The sequence below is a fragment of the Pelagimonas sp. genome, from assembly GCF_058892305.1.
On record NZ_JBZXVN010000025.1, the window covers coordinates 1 to 21972 of the forward strand.

The following is a 21972-nucleotide window of genomic DNA, read 5'->3' on the forward strand; positions in this document are numbered from 1 at the left end:
ATCTTGCCGGGTAGGGTCCCGATCGAGCGCGCCGCCAGAACGAATTCTCGTTCTTTGATCGCCAGAACATCGCCACGCACAATCCGCGCGGTCGGCATCCAAGAGGTCAGGGCGATAATCGACACGATCAGGATAAACATCCCGCCTTCCGGCCCAAAGGTTGACGTAAGCGGTTGTCGGAACAAGGTCACCGCCAGCAACAACAGTGGTAAAACCGGAAGCGCCAAGAACAGATCGGTTGTCCGCATCAGCAGGCCATCAAGCTTTTTGTAAAAGCCCGCAGCCACGCCAATCGCGGTGCCAATCAGCAGCGACAGAACCATCGCCGCCCAGCCAACCGCCATAGACGCCCGACCACCAGAAAGGATTTGCGCCAGCTGATCGCGGCCCAATTGATCGGATCCCAACGGTTTGTTCCAACCAACTTTGGCGTCGCCGTCCCAAATCGCCGTATAGATCGGGCGCATGTTCTTGTTGCGGATGTCGATCTTTTGCGGATCGGCGTCCCAAATAAACGGACCAATCAGCACCGCCAGTGTGATGAACAACAAAAAGCCAAGGCCAAACATCGCGCCTTTGTGTTTGGTGAACTGGTCCCAAACATCTTTCCAACGCGAGCGTGGCGGCTTGTCCGGGCCTTTGTCTTTCAGGGCCTCGATAGGGGTAATGGTCTCAGTCATAGCGGATCCTCGGGTCGAGCAGGCCGTAGAGGATGTCTGCAATCAAGTTGAAGAGCACGATGAGCACGGCAAAGATAAAGGTCAGGGTCATCACACCGGGGAGGTCATTGGCAAAGAGCCAGGTGAGCAACAGCTGGCCAATCCCGTTCACCTTGAACACGTTTTCGGTGATGATCGCGCCACCAAAGATCGACGGAATGCCAAGGGCAATCACCGTCACAACCGGGATCATCGAATTGCGTAGAACGTGGACCAAAACCACAACGCTTTCGCTCAACCCTTTGGCGCGGGCGGTGCGCACATAGTCCTGCCCAAGATTGTCGAGCATCGAGGCGCGCATATAGCGGCTCAGCATCGCGGTGATCTGGAGGGCGAGAACCATAACTGGCATGATCATCTGTGCCAGCTGCTCTTTGAACGACGCCCAATCATTGACGACATGGGTGGTGTCATAGATCGACGGGAACCAGCCAAGCTGAACCGAAAAGATCACGATCAAAAGCGGGCCGGTAAAGAACGGTGGGATCGAAAAGCCGATCATCGTCACAAAGGTCCCGGCCTGATCAAACACCGAATACTGGCGATAGGCGGAATAGATGCCAATCGGCAGGGCAATCAGGATCGCAACAACATAAGCCACGCCAACAACCCAAAGGGTTTGTGGGAGACGTTGAACAACGATGTCCATCACCGGCGAGCGGGTCTGCCAGCTGATCACACGTTGTTTGCCTTCGGACCAATTGGTACCGAACATGGCGTCAATCGCCACTTGTGGTTCAATCCAGAAGACCTGCACAAGCCATTTCCAGTATTGAACAAGCGGGGGTTCCCCCACGCCAAGCGCTTCGCGCATCTTCTGTTTGACTTCTGGCGGAACAGTGAGCGGCACTTGGGCCATTGGGTCGCCCGGAGCAAGCTGTAGCAGCATGAAGATGACGAAACTGATGAACAGAAGCGTCGGAATAGAAAGGATCAACCGCCTGATGGCATATGTCAGCATGCGGCGCCTCGGATCATTAGTTTCATGGGGATTTGGGTCCTTCGGAGAAGGGCAGGGAGCGCCTGCCCATCACTTGAAAACGAAAACGGGTGCCGCAGTCTCCCGCGGCACCCAAATTCGCATTACTTGATACGGTGCCAATCGGCAACGTTCCAAAGCTCACTGTCCCAAACGTTCAGGATCACACCGCCCAAAGAGTTGGCATGTGCGGACAAACGGCCACGGTGAACCAGCGGGATCATCATGCCTTCGTCAAACGCCATCTGGCTCAGCGCCTTACCAATGCGCGAGCGCTCGGACATATCGGCGGTAGCCGACAGCTCTGCGTGCAGGGCGTCAAACTCTTCCGAGCAGAAGCGTGAGATGTTCTCACCCTGCCACTGGCTATCTGGACGCGGAGCCTTGTCGCACAGACCGTTGCCCAGATAGGCCTGAGGATCGGTGCCGTTAAAGGTGTTGGCGTACATTTCGACGTCTGCATAGAACTTCTGGAACGTATCAGGCGAACCCGCGTCACCGCCAAAGAAGACTGACGCGTCGACATTGCGCAGCTCAACTTCCATGCCGATTTCGCCCCACCACTCTTTGATCAGAGCTTGGAAATCCTGACGCACGGCGTTGGTCGAGGTTTGGTACAGCACGCTCAGCGGTACACCGTCTTTTTCGCGGATGCCGTCTCCGTCGGTGTCAACGATGCCCGCATCATCAAGCATTTTGTTGGCGCCTGCGATGTCTTGAACGTCACAGCCTTCGACGTCGATTGCAAAGGCTTCTGGGGCCGGAACCCAAGAGCAAGAGACACGACCGGCCTGGCCGTAACCAACTTCAACCAACAGCGGGCGGTCGATGGCCATGGACATGGCTTTGTAAACCGCAGGATCGCTCAGGAATGGGTGTGGGCGGATAACCGAGCGCTCATCAGGGCCAAGGTCGGCGGATGGGTTGGTGTTGTTGAGCATGATACGCTCAAGCAGAGGACCAAAGCCCGCAACCGGTGTGCCTTTGCCGCCGGCTTCCATTTTGGCGATCACATCGGGTGCCAGCTGGAGGTTCCAAGCATAGTCAAATTCGCCGGTTTCCATAACGGCCGTCCCGGATGCTGCTGCCGAGCCGCCCCCTTTGAAGGTCACTTTGGCAAAGGCAGGCTTGTCAGCCACGCGATAGTTCTGGTTGGCGGACATGACGATCACGTCATTTGGTTTGAACTCATCAACCACAAAGGGGCCGGTGCCGATTGGGTTAAAGTTCTGCTCGGTACAGGTCGATGCTGCGGCGCCCATGCACGCGCTGAACTGGGCCTTTTGCAGGATCGGGCTTTCGCCACCAACAAACGGGCCATATGGGTTTGGTGTCGGACCTTCGAATGTCACAATCACGGTGGTGTCATCGGGTGTTTCCACCGATTTCACGCCTTCGAATTTGGTCAGCTGGGCGCATCCGCCTTCTGGGTCTGTGCAATACTCGTAGGTGAACGCGACATCCGCAGAGGTGAAGGGCGAGCCATCAGACCATGTCAGACCGGGGGTGATGTTCCAAGTGATCGAGGTCAGGTCTTCGCTCACGCCGCCATTGGCCACGGTGGGCACTTCTGTGACCAACCAAGGAACCAGTTCGCCTTTTTCGTTATAGCGCGCCAGAGGCTCGATGATCATCGACGCCGATTCCACGTCCTTGGTCCCGCCCGACAGGAAGGGGTTCAGGATCGACGGGGCCTGCCAATATATGATTTTGACTTCGCCATCGCCACCGCGTTCCGCGAATGCAGCAGGGGCCAGCGCGAAAGACGCCGCAGCCCCAAGCATCAAAGACTTGAGTTTCATATCACTCTCCATGTTGTTTGAGCAGGGTTCTTTGATGACCCTGTCCACTTTGATTAATGAGTTCGAGCTTGGCACCCTCCGAAAGCAACCGCAAGCGATTGCCCAAAAAACACGCATAAACCGAACCCACACTGATCAACATCGAAAACAGAAGTCTGACAAATTGCAAGGGCTGCATTGAGGAAACGTATCGGCAGGTGCGGAAATAAATTTGCAGGGGTTTACACTTTGTCGACACAGGCACTAGCCTTGGCCCCCAAATGAATTTGGAGCGCTAACCATGCTTGATGCAGCCCCCGCGGCCACCAACACAGGTCCTATCGCCCGCATAGAAAAACTGCGGGTTGAGTTTCAAACTAAGGACGGACCTGTCCTTGGGGTCGAGGACGTTTCTTTCGAAGTTGGGTCCGGCGAAACCGTCTGTGTTGTTGGCGAATCGGGGTCCGGAAAATCGGTTTCCTCGCTGTCATTGATGCGATTGGTCGAATACGGTGGTGGTGAAATTTCAGGCGGTCGCCTGCTTTTTGATCGTCGCGAGGGTGGCGTTATCGACCTGACTGAGGTCGACCAAGACAAAATGCGGGGGATTCGCGGCGACGAGATCGGGATGATCTTTCAAGAACCGATGACCGCGCTGAACCCGGTGTTCACCGTTGGCCGTCAATTGACCGAAGGGCTGCGCGTGCATCGCGGCATGACCAAGGCCCAAGCCGCCGAACGCGCGCTTGAACTTTTGCGCGAAGTCCGCATCCCAGAGCCCGAGCGTCGGCTGAGCCAATACCCCCATGAATTGTCGGGCGGAATGCGCCAGCGCGTGGTGATTGCGATGGCCATGGCCTGCAAACCGCGCCTGTTGATCGCGGATGAGCCGACCACCGCCTTGGACGTGACTATTCAGGCGGAAATCTTGGCGCTGATGGACCGCCTCAAGCGCGAAACCGGCACGGCGGTGATGTTTATCACCCATGACATGGCGGTTGTGGCGCAAATGGCCGACCGTGTGGTCGTTATGTTCCGCGGCAACAAGGTCGAAGAGGGCACCGTCGAAGAAATCTTCGAGGACCCAAAACACCCCTATACCCAAGCGCTCTTGGCGGCGGTTCCCAAACTTGGCGAAATGACCGGCAAAGACCTTCCTGAACCCATGCGTCTTGTCGGCCAAGAGGATCACAATCCCGTGCCGATCAAAGGCAGCGATGAGGTGATCCTGACGGTCAAAAACCTGACCACGCGCTTTCCGGTCAAAGGCGGATTTTTCCGGCGCACCGTTGCCAACGTCCACGCGGTCGAAGACCTGTCCTTCACCATCAACAAGGGCCAAACTCTAAGTCTTGTGGGTGAATCTGGCTGTGGGAAATCAACCGCCGGTCGCTCGATCCTGCGTCTGGTTGAGCCGCAATCGGGTCATGTTGAGTTTGATTGCTGTGATGTGATGTCCTTGGACGCCAAAGGGTTGCACGCCGTCCGGCAGGACATGCAGATGATCTTCCAAGATCCCTTTGCCTCGCTCAATCCGCAAATGGTGTTGATGGATCAAATCACAGAGCCGCTTTTGAACTATGGTTCTTATGACAAAAGCGAATTGCATGATCGTGTTGCCAATCTATTTGACCGCGTCGAGCTGCCGCGCAGCTTTATGCGTCGCTATCCGCACGAACTTTCTGGAGGTCAACGCCAGCGGATCGCCATCGCGCGTGCCCTTGCCCTGAACCCCAAACTGATCGTCGCCGACGAAGCAGTGTCGGCGCTCGACGTTTCGGTTCAGGCGCAGGTCATCAATCTGATGATGGAGCTCCAGCAGGAGTTGGGCCTTGGCTATCTCTTCATCAGCCATGACATGGCGGTTGTCGAACGGGTGAGCCACCACGTTGGCGTCATGTATCTGGGTCGGATCGTTGAACTAGGGCCGCGCCGCGCGGTGTTCGAAGACCCACAACACCCCTATACCAAAGCTCTGATGAGTGCGGTTCCAATCGCGGACCCGCGCAAACGCAAGTCTGAAAAAGACCTCAATTTCAAGCCGATCCCGTCGCCGATTCATCCCGTTGGCTATGTACCGGGTCCCTCTGAGTACAAAGAGGTCAGCCCAGGCCACAAAGTCTTGATTTCAGATAGCGGGTATTGAATATTTGGCTGCCGGACGTCCACGGCAGCCAAAGGTATTTAGATGACATGTTTTAGGAAAGTCAGACACGTCTTCGCCTGTCTGGCATTTTCCTGTGTGCTCGTGGGCTGTGCGGCCCACACCCCAGAGCCTGTTCCACCGCCCAAATCAGACGCGGCCCTGCGCATTGCCTCGTATAATGTGCATTTCATCCGGCTTGATCGCGCAACTGGGCCATGGTCACTGGCGGACTGGGACCGGCGCAAAGGGGCCTTGGATGCAACGCTCAAGGCCTTGGATGCGGATATCATCGCCTTTCAAGAAATGGTGAGCATTGCCGATGGCTCGGATCGCTCGCGAAACCTTGCTCGCGATGCGCTTTTGGCCCGAAATCCAGAATACGCCATCGCCGGCAGCGGCGATTGGAGGGTTTTCCCAACGCGGCAACCGATCTTTTATCGCAAAGATCACGTCTCGGTCTTGGATCAAGGATGGTTCTATTTTGATGACCCAGACGACGTCGCCCGTGAACAGCAGCTCAAGGAGTTTTGGATATACTACTGTTCTTGGGCAACATTTCGCGACCGGTTGGGCAAGGTGTTTCACGTCTACAACGTCCACTTCCATTACAGCGATCCAGATAGACGCCAACAAGCGGCCCACATGCTAACTGACAAAATCGCTCCGATCCTTGAGCGCGGCGACCCGATCTTTGTGGTGGGGGACACCAATGCGCTTGATGATGGCCGCACGGTTCAAACCCTGCGCAAGGCGGGTTTGAAAATCCTTGAAACGGTTGGGTCGACCTTTCATTTCAATGCTGGTCTTGGCCTTTTTGGTGCGATTGATCGCATTGGAGCAACGCCCCAGATCGAACAGATTGGCGGGCCTTGGATTGTCCGTCAACAATATGGCGGCGGCTGGCCCTCCGATCATTATCCGGTGGTTGCGGATTTTAGATTGCCTTAACCCGGTCTGCCCCGTGACACGGCTGGGCAAAGGCGTAAGGTGGCCGCAATTCAGGCAAAAAGGGATGCCCATGGCCCAAACACTTAGTCCACGCGCCATTCTGGAACGGCTTGTCGCCTTTCCGACCGTTAGCAGCGATAGCAACCTCGACTTGATTGATTGGGTCGAAACCTATCTGCAAGGCCACGGCATCCTTTGTCATCGCCACTGGAATGAAGATCGCGACAAGGCGGCGTTGTTTGCCCATGTCGGCCCTGAGATCGCGGGGGGCGTTGTGTTATCCGGCCATACCGACGTTGTCCCGGTTGAGGGGCAAGATTGGGTTACGGACCCGTTCACTTTGGTTGAGAGGGACGGGCGTCTTTATGGGCGTGGCTCTACGGACATGAAAGGGTTTGACGCACTGGCGATTTGGGCCATGGTTGAGGCACAGCGCATGGGGGTGACCCGTCCGTTGCAAATCGCCCTAAGCTTTGATGAGGAGGTCGGTTGTACCGGGGCCGAAGGGTTGGCCAAGGCGATGCAGATTTTGCCCAAGGCCAGTGATGTGATTGTTGGCGAACCAACCGAGCTGCGCGCGGTGCTGGGCCACAAGGGATTTGTTAGTTTTGATGTGCAAATGCAAGGGTTTGAGGTCCATAGTTCAATCCTGCAAACCGGGGTCAGCGCCATCATGTATGGCGCGAAACTGATCGAATGGTGCAATCAGGTCAACGATGCCCAAGCCGCCGCCACGCCCCAAGGTATGGCCGCGTTTTTTGACCCGCCTTATACCAATGTTCATGTCGGAATGATCTCCGGCGGCACCGCCCATAACATCACTGCCAAGGATTGCCGCTTTGCGGTTGGGTTCCGGGTTGTGCCGGGCGAGAGCCTTGATCAATGGCGCGCAGAGTTCGAAGAGGCGCGGGCCAAACTAGAGGCAACCATGCAGGCGGTGCGGCCGGAAACGGCGATTGTGGCGACGGAAATGTTTGACCTGCCGCCCTTTGCGCCAGAGGCCGAGAACACCGCCGAACAATTGGTGCGTCAGCTCACGGGTGACAATTCCGACGGGTTTGTCAGCTATGGAACCGAGGCCAGCCATTTTCAGAATGCTGGCTACAAAGTTGTGGTGTGCGGGCCGGGAAATATTGACGTTGCGCATCAACCCAATGAGTTCATCACCACTGCGCAATTCGAAGAAGGGCAGCGGTTTATGGAGCGGTTACTGGCACGGCTCACTTAGCAATTTGTACAAAACCCGCTCCGAAATGTACAAATTGGCTGGACTGGTCTGATACCCTGACCACTTGCTTTGTTAAGAAAGGGCTGGCAGGGTATTGTTATCGGCCTATATGGCCAGAGGGTCCATGGGCCCCAAACCTCGCCTTAATCGCTCATCCAATCATGGAGCCCTTCATGCCCGTTAAGAACCGTTTTGCCGAGTTGCAGGATGAAATCACCCTGTGGCGTCGTGACATCCACGAGAACCCAGAGATATTGTTTGACACGCATCGCACCTCGGCGCTGGTGGCGGACAAGCTCAAGGAGTTTGGCTGTGATGAGATCGTGACAGGCATCGGGCGCACCGGCGTGGTGGGTGTGATCAAAGGGCGGGAATCCGGCTCGGGCAAAGTGATTGGCCTGCGCGCCGATATGGATGCGCTGCCTATTCTTGAGGCGACCGGTTTGGACTATGCCTCCAAAACGCCGGGCGCGATGCATGCCTGTGGCCACGATGGCCACACGGCGATGCTGCTTGGCGCGGCGAAGTACCTTTCCGAGACGCGCAATTTTGACGGCACTGTTGTGGTGATCTTTCAGCCCGCCGAAGAGGGCGGCGGCGGCGGCAAAGAAATGTGCGATGATGGCATGATGGACCGTTGGGACATCCAAGAGGTCTATGGCATGCACAACTGGCCGGGTCGCCCGGTTGGGTCCTTTGCTATTCGTCCCGGTGCGTTTTTCGCGGCCACCGACACCTATGATATTACGTTCGAGGGCAAAGGTGGCCATGCGGCCAAGCCAAATGAGACCATCGACAGCACGGTGATGTCGGCCCAAGCGGTCTTGGCGCTGCAAACCATCGCATCGCGCAATGCCGATCCGGTGGACCAGGTTGTGGTGTCGGTCACCTCGTTTGAAACCTCGTCCAAAGCCTTCAATGTGATTCCGCAATCGGTCCAGATCAAAGGCACCGTGCGCACCATGTCCAAAGACATGCGTGACCTTGCTGAAAAGCGCATTAACGAGATTTGTCAGGGGATTGCGACCACTTTTGGCGGCACCGTCGATGTAGCCTATAACCGGGGCTATCCGGTCATGGTCAATCACGAGGTTCAAACCGAATTTGCCGCCGAAGTGGCGCGTTCGGTCTCTGGTACCTGCGAAGAAGCGCCTCTGGTGATGGGCGGAGAAGACTTTGCCTTTATGCTCGAAGAGCGCCCCGGTGCCTATATTCTGGTTGGCAATGGTGACACCGCCGCCGTGCACCACCCAGAGTATAATTTTGACGACAATGCCATCCCTGCTGGCTGTAGCTGGTGGGCTGAGATCGTCGAACAGCGTATGCCGATTGCCTAAAACCGCTTCGGTTTTGGGTTCAGAAATTGAAAAGGCCGCTGGGATATCCCGGCGGCCTTTGGTTTTTTAAACAACGCCTTGGCGGCTATCGCCCTTTGCGCTTTTTCGATCCGTCCATGGTTTTCTTCACCATTTTAGAAAAGGATTTGTTGCGGGCGCGTTGGCGGGCAATGCTTTCGGTATTGTACTCGTCTTCACGAAGCAGTTTGCGCCATCGGTTGAGCCGGTCTTCGTCAAGCTCGCCTTTAGAGATCGCCTTTTGAACCGCACAGCCCGGCTCACCCTCATGGGCGCAATCGTTGAATTTGCATTCGGTCGCGAGAATTTCGATATCCTCAAAAACCGCGCTGATGCCGTCTTCCATGCCGGCCAATTGCAATTCGCGCATGCCGGGCGTGTCGATCAACCAGCCACCATAAGGTGTTGGCACAAGTGAGCGATGCGTGGTGGTGTGACGACCACGGGCATCATCCTCGCGGATGTCCTGCGTTTCCGCATTTTCGCCGGTCAACGAATTGCGCAGGGTGGTTTTCCCCACACCCGAAGAGCCGATAAGCGCCAAGGTTTGTCCGTTTTTGCACCACGGGATCAGTTGCGCGATGTCGTCGGGGTCTTTGGCGTTCAAGGCTATGGCCGTGACCAGTGGCGAAATACGCTCGGCTTGACGTTGAAAATCGCGAGGATCGTCAACGCGGTCGGCCTTTGTCAACAAAACCAAGGGCATGGCCCCGGCGCTTGTGACCATGGCCAAATACCGTTCCAGCCGTGGCACATTGAAGTCCGCGTTGCAGCTGGTGACGATGGCGATGGTGTCGATGTTGGCGGCGATGCGCTGTTGGTAATTGACGTGACCGGCGGCCTTGCGCGTGAGATTCGAAATCGGATCAAGGCGGTGCAGGGCTTTGACACCATCGCATAGCAGCCAATCACCGACGGCATATTCGCCGGCAGACTCGATTGGGATCAGCGATTTTGTGCCGTCTTCGGTAAGCACCAAAAGCAAGTCGCGCTGCACCTCATAGATGCGGGCAGGGGTAAGCTCGCCCGTGTCTTCTGTGACTTGGCGTGCAAAGTGATCCGACCATCCAAGGTCAGAAAGAGTAAAGTTAGTCAATGTCTTAGTCCCGTAAAGGCATGCGTAAACCCACCGCCGGATGGGCGGTTGGTAAGGCTTGCTCGGGTCGCCAGATTAGTAATCTGCGACCCGGAGGATGGATACAATCTCCAAAAAACCTCCGACACTCGGGTTGATGTTGGTGGTGAGGTAGCGATTTGAGCGCCCCGGGGCAAGGGGTTCTGGCAAATTGTCCCACCTGTTGTTATGGCGAAGACACGAACAAGCGCCGGGAAATGAAATGAGCGATCCAGTCAATATCATGTGCATCAAATGGGGCACTCTGTTTGGGCCTGAATATGTGAACCGGCTCTATTCTGGTGTGCGTCGGAACATGTCTCGCCCGGTACGGTTTATTTGCATGACCGAAGAAACCGATGGGTTGCACCCTGATATTGAGGTGATCCCGCTGCCGGTGGAACCCTACTTGGAGCCGATGAACAGAGCGCTTGCGGTGGCGAACCGTCAAGGTGCAATGCGCAAGACGTCTTTGTTCAAGCCCGGTTTGGTCCCTGATCTCAAAGGGCCGGTGTTGGGGTTTGATTTGGACGTGGTGATCACCGGGTCACTGGACGAGATCCACGACCTCGCACCGGGGACAATCGCCATGCGCCACGATTGGGTAGAGGCACGCAAGGGCCGCCCAACCGGGCACGGATCGGTGTTTCGATTTGATCCAGCGGCGCATCCGTTCTTGTATAACGATCTTGCCGCCAACCCCTATGAAGAGGTGGAAAAGGCGCGTGGATCGGAGCAACGATATACCTCGCACAAGGCGATGGATAACGGTGTTTTCACTTATATTCCGGGTGATTGGGTGGTGTCGTTCAAGTATGACTGCAACCCGTTTCCGATGAATTACTTGCGCGCCGCGACGTTGCCAGAGGCCACCAAAGTGGTGTGTTTTCATGGCCGCCCCAAAATGCCGCAAGCGATCGAGGGCTACACCGGCTCGCTCATTCGATATGCCAAGCCCTGTGGCTGGTTGCAGGATCATTGGGTTGATCGAACACGTGACGATTTGGGCGCGCAGTGGGCGTGAGGCGAGAGGCAAATTCCATGCATGGAATTTGGGCGGTCCCGTCTGAGCGGTGTGGGTGAGGCATGCGCAGTTGGGGCGCTGCCCCGTCTCGAGCTGGGGTCGAGACTCCCCGGAGTTTGTATAGCAAGATGAAGAACGGTCCCTATGTGGGGAAGGCAATGCTCCGCTATGATAGTTTGCGAACCCTTGCCCCTATGCGGGCAGACAGGGTAAGAGCGGGGCAAGAGAGATTGAGGAAAGGACGTTCGCATGGCACGTCGAGTAGTAGTAACAGGGCTAGGACTGGTCACTCCGCTGGCATGTGGGGTCGAAGAAACATGGTCACGTCTGTTGGATGGGCAATCTGGGGCCGGCACAATCACCAAGTTTGATGCCAACCACCTTGCCACCAATTACGCCTGTGAAGTGCCTTATGGCGATGGCAGTGATGGCACGTTTAATCCGTCGGATTGGCTTGATAAAAAAGAGCAGCGCAAGGTGGATGAGTTCATCTTGTTTGGTGTTGCTGCGGCCATTCAGGCGGTCAAGGATTCCGGTTGGGAGCCTGAGACCGACGAAGCGCGTGAGCGTACCGGTGTCATGATCGGCTCGGGTATTGGTGGTTTGAATTCGATCGCGGATACGGCGATTTTGATCAAGGAACGTGGCCCGCGCCGCGTATCGCCGTTCTTTATTCCCGGTGCTTTGATCAACCTGATTTCGGGTAATGTTTCGATCAAGTTCGGCTTTAAAGGGCCAAACCATGCGGTTGTCACCGCCTGTTCTACCGGGGCCCATGCCATTGGCGATGCGGCGCGTTTGATCAAATATGGTGACGCGGATGTTATGGTTGCCGGTGGGGCCGAGGCCGCGATTGGCGAAATCGGTATTGCCGGGTTCAACGCTTGCAAGGCGCTGAGCACCAAACGCGCTGAGGATCCTAAGGCCGCAAGCCGCCCCTATGATGCAGACCGCGACGGGTTTGTCATGGGCGAGGGGGCCGGTGTTGTTATTCTCGAAGAATATGAACACGCCAAGGCGCGCGGTGCCAAGATTTACGCAGAGGTCTGCGGTTACGGCCTGTCCGGCGATGCCTATCACATCACAGCGCCATCCGAGGATGGTGAAGGTGGTGAGCGCTCGATGCGGGCTGCTTTGAAGGACGCCGGTCTGGACGCGTCTTCCATTGACTACATCAACGCCCATGGCACATCGACCATGGCCGATACCATTGAGTTGGGCGCTGTTGAGCGTTTGATGGGGGATGCGGCCGGCAAGGCGACGATGTCCTCGACCAAATCCGCCACCGGGCACCTTTTGGGGGCTGCGGGTGCGATTGAGGCGATCTTCTCGATCCTGGCGATCCGCGATCAAGTCGCCCCGCCGACCTTGAACCTCGACAATCCAGCGGTTGAAACCCCTCTGAATTTGGCCGCCAAGGCCAAGCATGAGCGGGAGATCACCTATGCCTTGTCCAACAGCTTTGGCTTTGGTGGCACCAATGCCTCGGTGATTTTCGGTAAGGTGGAGTAACCTCTGATGTGGCGGAGCCTCGCGTCTAATGCGATGACCTTTTTGGTTGTCGTGGTCTTTGTCCTTGCCGGCGTTCTGCTGTGGGGACAAAATCAATATAGTGCGCAAGGTCCGCTTGCTCAGGCGATTTGTGTTGAGGTGCCGCGTGGCACCTCCATGCGCAAACTGTCTCAGACCCTCGAAGAGCGAGGGGCCATTTCCAACTCCTCCATCTTTCGCCTTGGGGCAGATTACACCAAGAAAACCCAAGCACTCAAAGCCGGTAGCTATCTGGTCAAACCCGGTGCGTCGATGGCGGATATCACCGATGTTGTGACCCGTGGCGGCGCGTCGACCTGTGGCACCGAAGTTGTCTATCGTATTGGTGTGACACGGGCCTCGGTTCAGGTCCGTGAGATCAACCCGGCAACAGGCCGCTACGAAGAGATGGCGGCGTTTAACCCCGCTGAGGATGACGACCCAGCTGCCTATACGGCGGTTCTGGAAAAGGCGGACACTCGGTACCGGATTGCTTTGGCCGAAGGCGTGACCAGCTGGCAAATCGTCAACGCGCTGAACGGCATTGACCTTTTGGAAGGCTCGGTTGACCAACCTGACGAAGGGACATTGGCCCCCGATAGCTATGAGTTCAGTCCCGGTGATAGCCGCGATAGCGTGATTTCCCGCATGGTGGACGCGCAAGAGCTTATTCTTTCTCTGGCGTGGGAAGGTCGCGCAAGTGGTTTACCCTATAAAACGCCGGAAGAGGCCTTGGTTATGGCGTCCATCGTTGAGAAAGAAACTGGTGGCGATGGCGAACGTGGTCTTGTGGCCAGTGTTTTTGTGAACCGTCTCGAAAAGGGTATGCGCCTGCAAACCGACCCGACGGTGATCTATGGCATTACCAAAGGTGAAGGCACGTTGGGACGCGGTTTGCGCCAGTCCGAGCTGCGCAAGGCGACGGCCTATAACACCTATGTGATTCCGGCCTTGCCGCCGACACCGATTGCCAACCCCGGTCGCGCGAGTATCGAAGCTGCGTTGAACCCGGAGCAATCGGATTTCATCTTCTTTGTCGCCAAGACCTTGGACCCGCGCGACGGTCACAACTTTGCGGTGACCTTGGATGAACACAACCGCAATGTCGCCGCCTATAGGGCGTTGGAGCGCGCCAATTAAACTGGGCGCGGTTAAATTCCGTGCACGGAATTTGCAAATTTCATCGATGAAATTTGGGTTCAGACGCGAGCTTTGGTCAAAGCCTTTCTAGGCTACGTTTGAGGCATCCGTAGTGCCCGCACTCCGCTTCGATTGTCAGCGATGATTGGGGTAGGGCGCGATGCAACGCTTTGGCCATTGCAAGCGGGGCCCAGCGGTCCTTGGCCCCATGGATCAACGTGACCGGGCAGTGGACCAATGGTAAATGATGCGCCCAAGGTTGCACATAAGCAGATAGTTCTCGCAAGTAGATTTGTTTGTGTGTGGTCAACCCTTCGGCCAATGCGCGCTTTACTCCGGCGCTGGTGATCAACTGTGTTTCATCTAGGCCTGTGCCCCGAGCCAACATGCGCGCCATCATACCCGGTGAAACCCGTGCTAATGTGGATTGAACGGCGGTTAACGCGCTGAGCTGCGCATGAGAGCGGGCGGCGCGAAACACGTGTGCCCCGGCCATATCGGGCAGGAAATCGCCAAGTTCCAAGGGGGCGGCGGCGGAGATCAGGGTCAGCTTGGCAATCTTTTCGGGGGCCAACGCAGCCAGTCGCAATGCACAAGCGGCCCCAAGGGAAAACCCGATCAAATGCAAAGGCCCATTTGGAAGAGACAGCGCCAATTGCGCAAAACTTGGTGCGTTTCGATCCAAAACCTCAATCTCTTGCACAGCCAGCGACAGCTCGGCCCCAGAGCCGGGCAATCCGTGCAAATACAGAGGCCTCATCTGCCGGAAATCTCGCGTTGCAGCTTTTTGGTCAGGCCCGAAAACACCAGTCTGTAGGATGTTTCGATCCGGTCTCGCAATTCATCGTTGGAAACAGCCGTCCAATCCACCCGCACCCAAGAGCGGTGAAAATAGGGGGCTTTGACGCCGCGCCCCATGTCGATCAAAAGTTGGGCATCTTCGATGGATGGTGTCTTCACCGATACGCCATCTTGGATCGCGCCGATGCAGGCGAACATCTTGTCGCCGACCTTCCAAGCATCATGGCCACCGCCCCAAGGGTCGGACCACGTTGCCCCGGCAAGCCCCTGACAAATTTCATTTACCAATTCACGTGTCATGGACACAGTGTGGACCGGTTTGACCTAGTCGTCCACAGTGTCGTCGATCACAAAGCGCGGCCCGGTGCCGCGTTTGGCGGCGCGATCTTCGGCATTGTACAAGGCGCAGGTTTCCAGCGACAGGCACCCGCAGCCGATACAGCCATCAAGCCGATCGCGCAGGCGTTGCATTTGCGCGATCCTCTCATCCAAGACCCGGCCAAATCGGCGCGACATGCGCGCCCAATCGGATTTATTGGGGCCGCGCGATTGTGGCAGGGGGGCAAGCTGATCGCGAATGTCGGATAGGGGAAAGCCGAGTTGTTGGGCGATGAGGATGAATGACAGCCGCCGGATGTCCGTTCTGGCAAAGCGGCGCTGACCTGCATCATTGCGATAGGGATGGACTAGCCCCTCTGATTCGTAGTGGCGAATGGCCGACGTGGCGAGGCCGGTGCGGTCGGCTACATCGCCAATTGTTAAATCATGTCTCTTCATCTTATTGTTTCCAAACGTTTCTTACCTCTTGCCTTCAAGTGTACTTGAAGAATTATCCTGATGCCAGTTTTGAAATAGGAGGCAGCAATGCAAGCGAAACTGGAACATGTGAACATCACCGTCCCGGACGCCCGCGCCACGGCGCAATTCTTGCAAACACTCTTGGGTTGGGAGACCCGCTGGGAAGGCGCGGCGCTGAACGATGGATACACTGTGCACGTCGGGGATGAGGGGAGCTATCTGGCGCTTTATTCCCCCAAACCGGCCCTCAAGGGGCAGGCCCCGCGCTATGATCACAGCGGCTCTCTCAACCATATTGGTATCGTTGTGGATGACTTAAAAGCGGTTGAGGATAAGGTCGCTGCGCTTGGGTATATCCCGCACAATCACGCCGATTACGAACCCGGTCAGCGGTTCTATTTCGACGGACCCGATGGGGTGGAATACGAGATGGTCAGCTATGATTGATCTGTATCTCTGCCACACTCCGCCCCGTCAAATCAGCTGCAGCTTTGTGCATCCGCGTCTGGCCTTGCCTTGTTTATGGCAGCGCCGCGCACGTCGACGTTAGACGCGCCGCTGATTTACAATAACGTAACTTGCCGTCGGGAATGCGATCTGCGATCTCGGCGGTATGTTTGATTTGTCCCAGTTTCACAAAGGCATTGCGCTGCGCCTTTTGGCAGCGCTGTTGATAACAGTCATGTCGGCTGCGGTTCATGGTGCGGCAAAAACGGTGCCGGTTGGGCAAATCATGTTCTGGCGATCGGTTTTGGCGATTGTTCCGATCATCGCCTATCTGATTTACCTTGGACAGTTCCCACACGGATTGCGAACCAAACGGCCCGGACTGCATGTCACACGCTCGCTTTTCGGGGCGTTTTCGATGGTTTTGTCCTTTGTGTCCTTGGCCTATCTTCCTGTCGCCAATGCCCAAGCCTTGGCCTATCTCGCTCCGGTTTTAACGCTTCCCTTGGCGGCGCTTTTGCTCGGGGAACGTCTGACGATGGCGGTGAGTGTTGCCGTTGGATTGGGCTTTGCCGGGGTGATTGCCCTGCTTTGGGAGGCCTTGGACCTGCAAGGGCAGGGTACCTTGATCGGGATCGCGGCGGGGCTTGGTTATGCGGCGACTATGGCCTTTGTCCGGGTGCATACCAAACGTATGACCGAAAGCGAAAGCAGTTCGGCCATTGCCTTTTACTTTGCCATTGTTGCAGCCCTGGCCGGTTTGGTGACGCTGCCCTTTGGCTGGGTCAGTTTAAGCGCAGAAGCGTTTGGATGGTTGGTTTTGGCCGGGGCAAGTGGCGGTATCGGCCATATCGTGGCAAACGAAGCCGTGGCCCGCGCCCCGGTGAGCGCGCTTGCCCCCTTTGATTTCACGGGGATGGTTTGGGCTCTGGGTCTCGATCTGGTGATCTTTGCGCATTTTCCCGGTGCCTTGGGCCTTGTTGGGGTGGCCTGTATCACCGGCGCGGCGCTTTTGGTGAGTTTTCGAGGCCAGCGGACTTGACCGCCACAATGTCATGCGGCAAACATGGGGCATGAACAAAAGCAGCCCTCTCATTTGTTGCATTATTACCTGACATCGTCGGGTGCCTGAGATTGGGCCCGACATTGGCGGGCGCTCTTTTGTTTCGAACCTTCTATTTCTGAACCAGACTTGCTAAGCCCGCCGCGACCCCTGCTAAGGACGTGAGCCATGGACATTCAGCTAACCAACAGCAAAACCCGCAAAAAAGAGCGGTTTGAGCCGATCGACCCGAAAAACGTCCGGCTCTATCTCTGTGGTCCGACGGTCTATGACCGCGCGCATCTGGGCAATGCCCGGCCCGTATTGGTATTTGATGTGCTGCAACGGTTGTTGCGCCATGTTTACGGGGATGAACACGTCACCTATGTGCGCAATTTCACCGACGTCGATGACAAGATCAACGCCACCGCGGTCGCGCGCAAAGAGGCCGGGGCAGAGGGCACGTTGGAAGAGCTTGTACATGAGCGGTCCAGCGAGACCATCGCGTGGTATCATCAGGATATGGATGCGCTTGGGGCGGCGCGACCCGATCATGAGCCGCGCGCAACCGAATATATCGGCCAGATGATCGCGATGATTTCGGACCTGATTGCCAAGGATCACGCCTATGCCGCCGAGGGGCATGTGTTGTTCCGCGTGCGGTCTTATCAGAACTACGGTGCGCTGTCGGGGCGGTCGGTTGATGACATGATCGCGGGGGCGCGGGTCGAAGTGGCCCCGTTCAAAGAAGACCCGATGGATTTTGTCCTATGGAAGCCCTCGACCGATGATTTACCCGGCTGGGAGAGCCCGTGGGGCCGGGGCCGTCCGGGCTGGCATATCGAATGCTCGGCGATGAGCTATGAGCTGTTGGGGCCGTCCTTTGATATTCACGGCGGCGGCAATGATCTGACATTCCCGCACCATGAGAATGAGATCGCGCAAAGCTGCTGTGCCCATCCTGACGCGGAATTCGCGCGGGTCTGGTTGCACAACGAGATGTTGCAGGTTGAGGGCAAGAAGATGTCCAAGTCCTTGGGCAACTTCTTTACCGTACGCGATTTGCTGGAACAGGGCGTGCCGGGTGAGGTGATCCGCTTTGTGATGCTGTCGACGCATTACCGCAAGCCGATGGATTGGACCGAGAAGAAGCGGGCAGAGGCCGAGGCGACGCTGCGCAAGTGGCGTGCAGCAGTTGCTGATGTAAAACCTTCGACTCCCCACAAGGCTGTTCTTGCTGCAATGGCAGATGATTTAAATATCTCTCAAGCTATTTCCTTCCTCCATAAGCTTTTTTCTGTCGCTACCGGAGCGCTTTCTTTTGAAATGTATGATTTTGAAAAAAAGGTTTCGTTGTCTGATTTTCTCGCATCGGCGCAATTTTTAGGCCTGTTGACCGATGAATTGGGGGACTGGGCCAAGGCTCCGTCGTTTGATTTCACGGTATTGGCCGAGAAATTGGCTGCTGTTCGCACAACTGCCATGGAAAACAAAGACTTCTCCGAGGTGGACCTGATGAAAAAGGCCCTTATTGACGCCGGTGTTGAAGTGCGCATGTCCAAGGCCGGTGTTGAGCTTGTGCCGGGGCCGGGTTTCGATGCGGTGAAATTGGAGAGTTTGTGATGCGCGACCCTCTCAACTGTACCGCCCGGGCTTGCCCGGGCAGCGCCCGACCCGCCCCCATGGGCGGGCGCTTCACACCCACCCCGGGCCGGGCGCTGCCCGACCAAGCCGAAGAGCCAGTCAAATGACCCAAGAAAAACTCTACCTCTACGACACCACCTTGCGGGATGGCCAACAAACCCAAGGTGTACAGTTTTCGACCGAGGAAAAGCTGCGTATTTCTACCGCGTTGGACGAATTGGGTGTGGATTACATCGAAGGTGGCTGGCCCGGGGCGAACCCGACTGACAGCGCCTTTTTTAACGATGCGCCCAAGACCCGCGCGACGATGACTGCCTTTGGCATGACCAAACGCGCCGGGCGCTCCGCAGAGAACGACGATGTTCTGGCGGCCGTGTTGAACGCCGGGACGCAAGCCGTCTGTCTGGTCGGCAAAAGCCATGATTTTCACGTCACAGAGGCGCTGGGCATCACGCTTGAAGAAAACCTCGACAATATCCGCGCCTCGATTGCCCATATCGTCGCGCAGGGGCGCGAGGCGCTTTATGACGCCGAACACTTCTTTGATGGCTACAAGGACAATCCCGATTATGCGATCCAAGCGTGCAAGGCCGCCTATGAGGCCGGGGCGCGCTGGGTTGTGCTTTGCGACACCAATGGCGGGACATTGCCGCATGAAATCGGGCAGATAGTGCGCGATGTGATTGCCGCTGGCATCCCCGGCGACCATCTGGGCATTCACACCCATAACGACACCGAAAATGCCGTCGGCGGGAGCCTGGCAGCGGTGGATGCCGGGGCGCGTCAAATCCAAGGCACGTTGAACGGCTTGGGGGAGCGGTGCGGCAATGCCAATTTAACAACGCTTATTCCGACACTGCTGCTTAAGGAGCCCTACGCCAGCAGCTATGACATCGGCGTCAAACGCGAAACGCTGGAAAGCCTGACGCGGATTAGCCGGATGTTGGATGAAATCCTCAACCGGGTGCCGATGAAACAGGCGGCATATGTCGGGGCTTCGGCCTTTGCTCACAAGGCCGGGCTGCACGCCAGCGCGATCCTGAAAAACCCGACAACCTATGAACACATTGACCCGAGCATTGTCGGCAACCGCCGCATTGTACCGATGTCCAATCAGGCCGGTCAATCGAACCTGCGGCGACGTTTGGCCGAAGCGGGGCTTGAAGTCCCCAAGGATCATCCGGGGCTGAGCCTTATCCTTGACAAGGTCAAGGAACGTGAGGCGCAGGGTTATTCCTATGACACCGCGCAGGCCTCGTTTGAGATTTTGGCGCGGGATGTTTTGGGGCGGATGCCCGACCTGTTTGAGGTCAAACGCTACCGGGTGTCGGTTGAACGGCGCAAAAACAAGTACAACCAGATGGTATCGCTCTCAGAGGCGGTGGTTGTCGTTAAAATCGGTGATGACAAAAAGCTTTCGGTGAGCGAAAGCATGGATGAATACGGAAGCGATCGCGGCCCGGTGAACGCCCTAGCCAAAGCGCTAGCCAAAGACCTAGGGCCCTATCAAGCGATGATTGATGACATGCGCTTGGTCGATTTTAAAGTGCGCATAACCCAAGGCGGCACGGCGGCGGTGACCCGCGTTATCATCGACAGCGAAGACGCACAGGGGCAGCGTTGGGCCACCGTTGGGGTGAGCGCCAATATCGTCGATGCCTCGTTTGAGGCGCTGTTGGATGCGGTGCGCTGGAAGTTGGTGCGGGATGGCGCGCAATGAGCGATAGGAGCCCGTTTTTCATCCTGCATAGCGACTTGCCGCGCGAAGGGCCGGGATGCCGCGCCGATCTCGACAAGGCCCTAAGCCACGTCACCGTGCCCCAAAACGCTCGTATTCTTGATGCCGGCTGTGGTCCGGGGGCCGATATTGCCGGCCTTTTGGCCCATGCGCCACAGGGGCATGTCACGGCGGTTGATGGGCAGGCGCATTTTATTGCCAAAGTCACCGAAGGCTGGGGTCATGATGCGCGAGTCACGGCGATTGCCGGGGATATGTTGGATCAAACCGGGCCGTTTGATTTGATCTGGTCGGCGGGGGCTTTGTACTTCCTTGGCATCGAACGGGCTTTGGCAGAAATGGGGACGCGGTTAACTCAAGGCGGCGCTTTGGTGTTTTCCGAACTGGTCTATCTGGTTGATGATCCAGCGGAAGAATTGCGGATAGATTGCGAGGCCGAATATCCCGATATTGGCTCGATTGATCGTTTGAAAGACCGGGTGGTTGCAGCTGGATACCAGATCCGGGCGGCTTTTCCGGTGTCTGATGAGGCTTGGGAAGAATACTACACGCCAATGGATGCCCGCGTTGCCAAATTGCGGGATGGGGCCAGTGCGGAACTTGCCAAAGTGCTTGATGAGGGCGCGGCCGAAGCCGCGATTTGGCGCAAATACAAACGGCAATTTGGCTATGTACAGATTGTTGCGGTGAAAGAGACATGAGCGATCCGTTTCAGGACAATCCTGATCTCGTCGCCTGCGCCGCTTTGGTTGAAAAGGCCGATGCGGATCGGTTTCAGGCGGCCATGGCGGCCCCGGTGGCGGCGCGTGCGGTGTTGTTTCCGATCTATGCGTTCAACATCGAGGTGGCGCGTGCGCCATGGGCCAGCAAAGAAGAGTTGATCGCCAAGATGCGCCTGCAATGGTGGGTGGATGCCTTGGATGAGATCGAGGCCGGTGGGATTGTACGCCGTCATGAGGTGGTCACACCTTTGGCGATGATCTTGCAGGGCAAAGATATGAGCCGCCTCAAAGGCGCGGTTTCAGCGCGTGAGAAAGACCTTGAACGCGCGCCGTTTGAGGATTGGGATGCTTTGCACACCCATGTCGACCAGACAGCCGGGGCTTTGACGCTTGAGGCCGCGGCGGCATTGGGCGCACCCCCGGATATGTTCGATCGCATTGCGGTTTGGGCGCGGGCAGCGGGCTTTGCGCGCTATTTACAGGCGGTTCCAGAATTGGTGGCGCGAGGCAAACTGCCTCTTCCAGATGGGCGTCCTGAGGCGCTAGAGGATCAGGCCCGAAAGGTTTTGACGACCCTCAAGGGGGCCGGGGGCCTGCGCGGGTTGCACCGTGGGCTTGGCCCGGCGGGGGCGGCGGTGATGGAGTGTTGGCAGGCCAAGGCGCTTTTGCAGGGAGTGGCCAAGGATCCCAATTCCGTTGCCGATGGGCGCGTACAGCTCAGCGAATTTTCGAAGCGATTGCGATTGCTGATCTTGTAGGGGCAGGACTTGTAGATCGTAGACATAGAAAGGCCGGACAAGATGCCCGGCCTTTTGT

At 56.8% G+C, this 21972-nt stretch carries 20 protein-coding genes; 13 read left to right on the forward strand and 7 right to left on the reverse strand.

Annotated elements, in window-relative coordinates:
* From AC5EFR_RS10745 to AC5EFR_RS10755, 3 genes are all read right to left on the reverse strand, one after another.
* On the reverse strand, positions 1–680 hold a 680-nt coding region (locus AC5EFR_RS10745), incomplete at its 3' end, for an ABC transporter permease (protein WP_493575822.1).
* The gene (locus AC5EFR_RS10750; RefSeq protein ID WP_493575823.1) at positions 673–1680 is read right to left on the reverse strand and encodes an ABC transporter permease; all 1008 of its coding nucleotides are present in this window, start codon (positions 1678–1680) and stop codon (positions 673–675) included. The genes AC5EFR_RS10750 and AC5EFR_RS10745, both read right to left, overlap by 8 nt.
* A 122-nt stretch (positions 1681–1802) precedes the next feature.
* Positions 1803–3500 (reverse strand): peptide ABC transporter substrate-binding protein, encoded by a 1698-nt coding sequence (locus tag AC5EFR_RS10755; protein WP_493575824.1) that lies wholly within the window; start codon positions 3498–3500, stop codon positions 1803–1805.
* A 280-nt stretch (positions 3501–3780) separates the two neighbouring features.
* Between AC5EFR_RS10755 and AC5EFR_RS10760 the strand changes: the two genes are divergently transcribed.
* The 4 genes from AC5EFR_RS10760 to AC5EFR_RS10775 all read left to right on the forward strand — a co-directional run bounded on the left by AC5EFR_RS10760 (position 3781) and on the right by AC5EFR_RS10775 (position 9138).
* Complete coding sequence (locus AC5EFR_RS10760) at positions 3781–5625, forward strand: ABC transporter ATP-binding protein (RefSeq protein ID WP_493575825.1); 1845 nt, start codon at positions 3781–3783, stop codon at positions 5623–5625.
* 42 nt (positions 5626–5667) lie between these two features.
* Positions 5668–6573: an endonuclease/exonuclease/phosphatase family protein gene (locus tag AC5EFR_RS10765; RefSeq protein ID WP_493575826.1), complete on the forward strand. Its 906-nt coding sequence runs from the start codon at positions 5668–5670 to the stop codon at positions 6571–6573.
* A 70-nt stretch (positions 6574–6643) separates the two neighbouring features.
* A complete protein-coding gene (gene argE / locus AC5EFR_RS10770) occupies positions 6644–7801 on the forward strand; it encodes an acetylornithine deacetylase (RefSeq protein ID WP_493575827.1) in 1158 nt (385 codons plus the stop codon).
* A 173-nt stretch (positions 7802–7974) separates the two neighbouring features.
* Entirely contained in the window at positions 7975–9138 is a 1164-nt protein-coding gene (locus AC5EFR_RS10775) for a M20 aminoacylase family protein (RefSeq protein ID WP_493575828.1), read from the forward strand.
* Between the two features lie 85 nt (positions 9139–9223).
* Here AC5EFR_RS10775 and rsgA read toward each other — a convergent pair whose 3' ends face one another.
* On the reverse strand, positions 9224–10252 hold the full coding sequence (gene rsgA, locus AC5EFR_RS10780) for a ribosome small subunit-dependent GTPase A (protein ID WP_493575829.1): 1029 nt from the start codon (positions 10250–10252) through the stop codon (positions 9224–9226).
* Positions 10253–10493: 241 nt separating this feature from the next.
* Here rsgA and AC5EFR_RS10785 point away from each other — a divergent pair, with 241 nt between their 5' ends.
* The 3 genes from AC5EFR_RS10785 to mltG all read left to right on the forward strand — a co-directional run bounded on the left by AC5EFR_RS10785 (position 10494) and on the right by mltG (position 13964).
* Positions 10494–11294: a glycosyl transferase gene (locus AC5EFR_RS10785; RefSeq protein ID WP_493575830.1), complete on the forward strand. Its 801-nt coding sequence runs from the start codon at positions 10494–10496 to the stop codon at positions 11292–11294.
* A 249-nt stretch (positions 11295–11543) separates the two neighbouring features.
* Complete coding sequence (gene fabF / locus AC5EFR_RS10790) at positions 11544–12806, forward strand: beta-ketoacyl-ACP synthase II (protein ID WP_493575831.1); 1263 nt, start codon at positions 11544–11546, stop codon at positions 12804–12806.
* Positions 12807–12812: 6 nt separating this feature from the next.
* Positions 12813–13964: an endolytic transglycosylase MltG gene (gene mltG / locus AC5EFR_RS10795; protein ID WP_493575832.1), complete on the forward strand. Its 1152-nt coding sequence runs from the start codon at positions 12813–12815 to the stop codon at positions 13962–13964.
* Between the two features lie 76 nt (positions 13965–14040).
* Here mltG and AC5EFR_RS10800 read toward each other — a convergent pair whose 3' ends face one another.
* From AC5EFR_RS10800 to soxR, 3 genes are read right to left on the reverse strand one after another with little or no spacing between them, the layout of a single operon-like run.
* Positions 14041–14724 (reverse strand): alpha/beta hydrolase, encoded by a 684-nt coding sequence (locus AC5EFR_RS10800; RefSeq protein WP_493575833.1) that lies wholly within the window; start codon positions 14722–14724, stop codon positions 14041–14043.
* On the reverse strand, positions 14721–15065 hold the full coding sequence (locus AC5EFR_RS10805; RefSeq protein ID WP_493575834.1) for an MmcQ/YjbR family DNA-binding protein: 345 nt from the start codon (positions 15063–15065) through the stop codon (positions 14721–14723). Before AC5EFR_RS10805 ends, AC5EFR_RS10800 begins: the two co-directional genes overlap by 4 nt.
* A gap of 24 nt (positions 15066–15089) precedes the next feature.
* Positions 15090–15542, reverse strand: a complete 453-nt coding sequence (soxR, locus tag AC5EFR_RS10810; RefSeq protein WP_493575835.1) for a redox-sensitive transcriptional activator SoxR — start codon at positions 15540–15542, stop codon at positions 15090–15092.
* 87 nt (positions 15543–15629) lie between these two features.
* Between soxR and AC5EFR_RS10815 the strand changes: the two genes are divergently transcribed.
* From AC5EFR_RS10815 to AC5EFR_RS10840, 6 genes are all read left to right on the forward strand, one after another.
* Positions 15630–16010 carry a VOC family protein gene (locus AC5EFR_RS10815; protein WP_493575836.1) on the forward strand — a complete coding sequence of 127 codons (381 nt, stop codon included), beginning with the start codon at positions 15630–15632 and terminating at the stop codon, positions 16008–16010.
* 166 nt (positions 16011–16176) lie between these two features.
* Positions 16177–17052 carry a DMT family transporter gene (locus AC5EFR_RS10820; protein ID WP_493575837.1) on the forward strand — a complete coding sequence of 292 codons (876 nt, stop codon included), beginning with the start codon at positions 16177–16179 and terminating at the stop codon, positions 17050–17052.
* Positions 17053–17241: 189 nt separating this feature from the next.
* Positions 17242–18675: a cysteine--tRNA ligase gene (gene cysS, locus AC5EFR_RS10825; protein ID WP_493575838.1), complete on the forward strand. Its 1434-nt coding sequence runs from the start codon at positions 17242–17244 to the stop codon at positions 18673–18675.
* 124 nt (positions 18676–18799) lie between these two features.
* The gene (gene cimA, locus AC5EFR_RS10830) at positions 18800–20416 is read left to right on the forward strand and encodes a citramalate synthase (RefSeq protein ID WP_493575839.1); all 1617 of its coding nucleotides are present in this window, start codon (positions 18800–18802) and stop codon (positions 20414–20416) included.
* Entirely contained in the window at positions 20413–21135 is a 723-nt protein-coding gene (locus AC5EFR_RS10835) for a class I SAM-dependent methyltransferase (RefSeq protein WP_493575840.1), read from the forward strand. The genes cimA and AC5EFR_RS10835 overlap by 4 nt, the downstream gene beginning before the upstream one ends.
* Positions 21132–21914: a squalene/phytoene synthase family protein gene (locus AC5EFR_RS10840; RefSeq protein ID WP_299933199.1), complete on the forward strand. Its 783-nt coding sequence runs from the start codon at positions 21132–21134 to the stop codon at positions 21912–21914. The genes AC5EFR_RS10835 and AC5EFR_RS10840 overlap by 4 nt, the downstream gene beginning before the upstream one ends.
* Positions 21915–21972 lie beyond the last annotated feature (58 nt).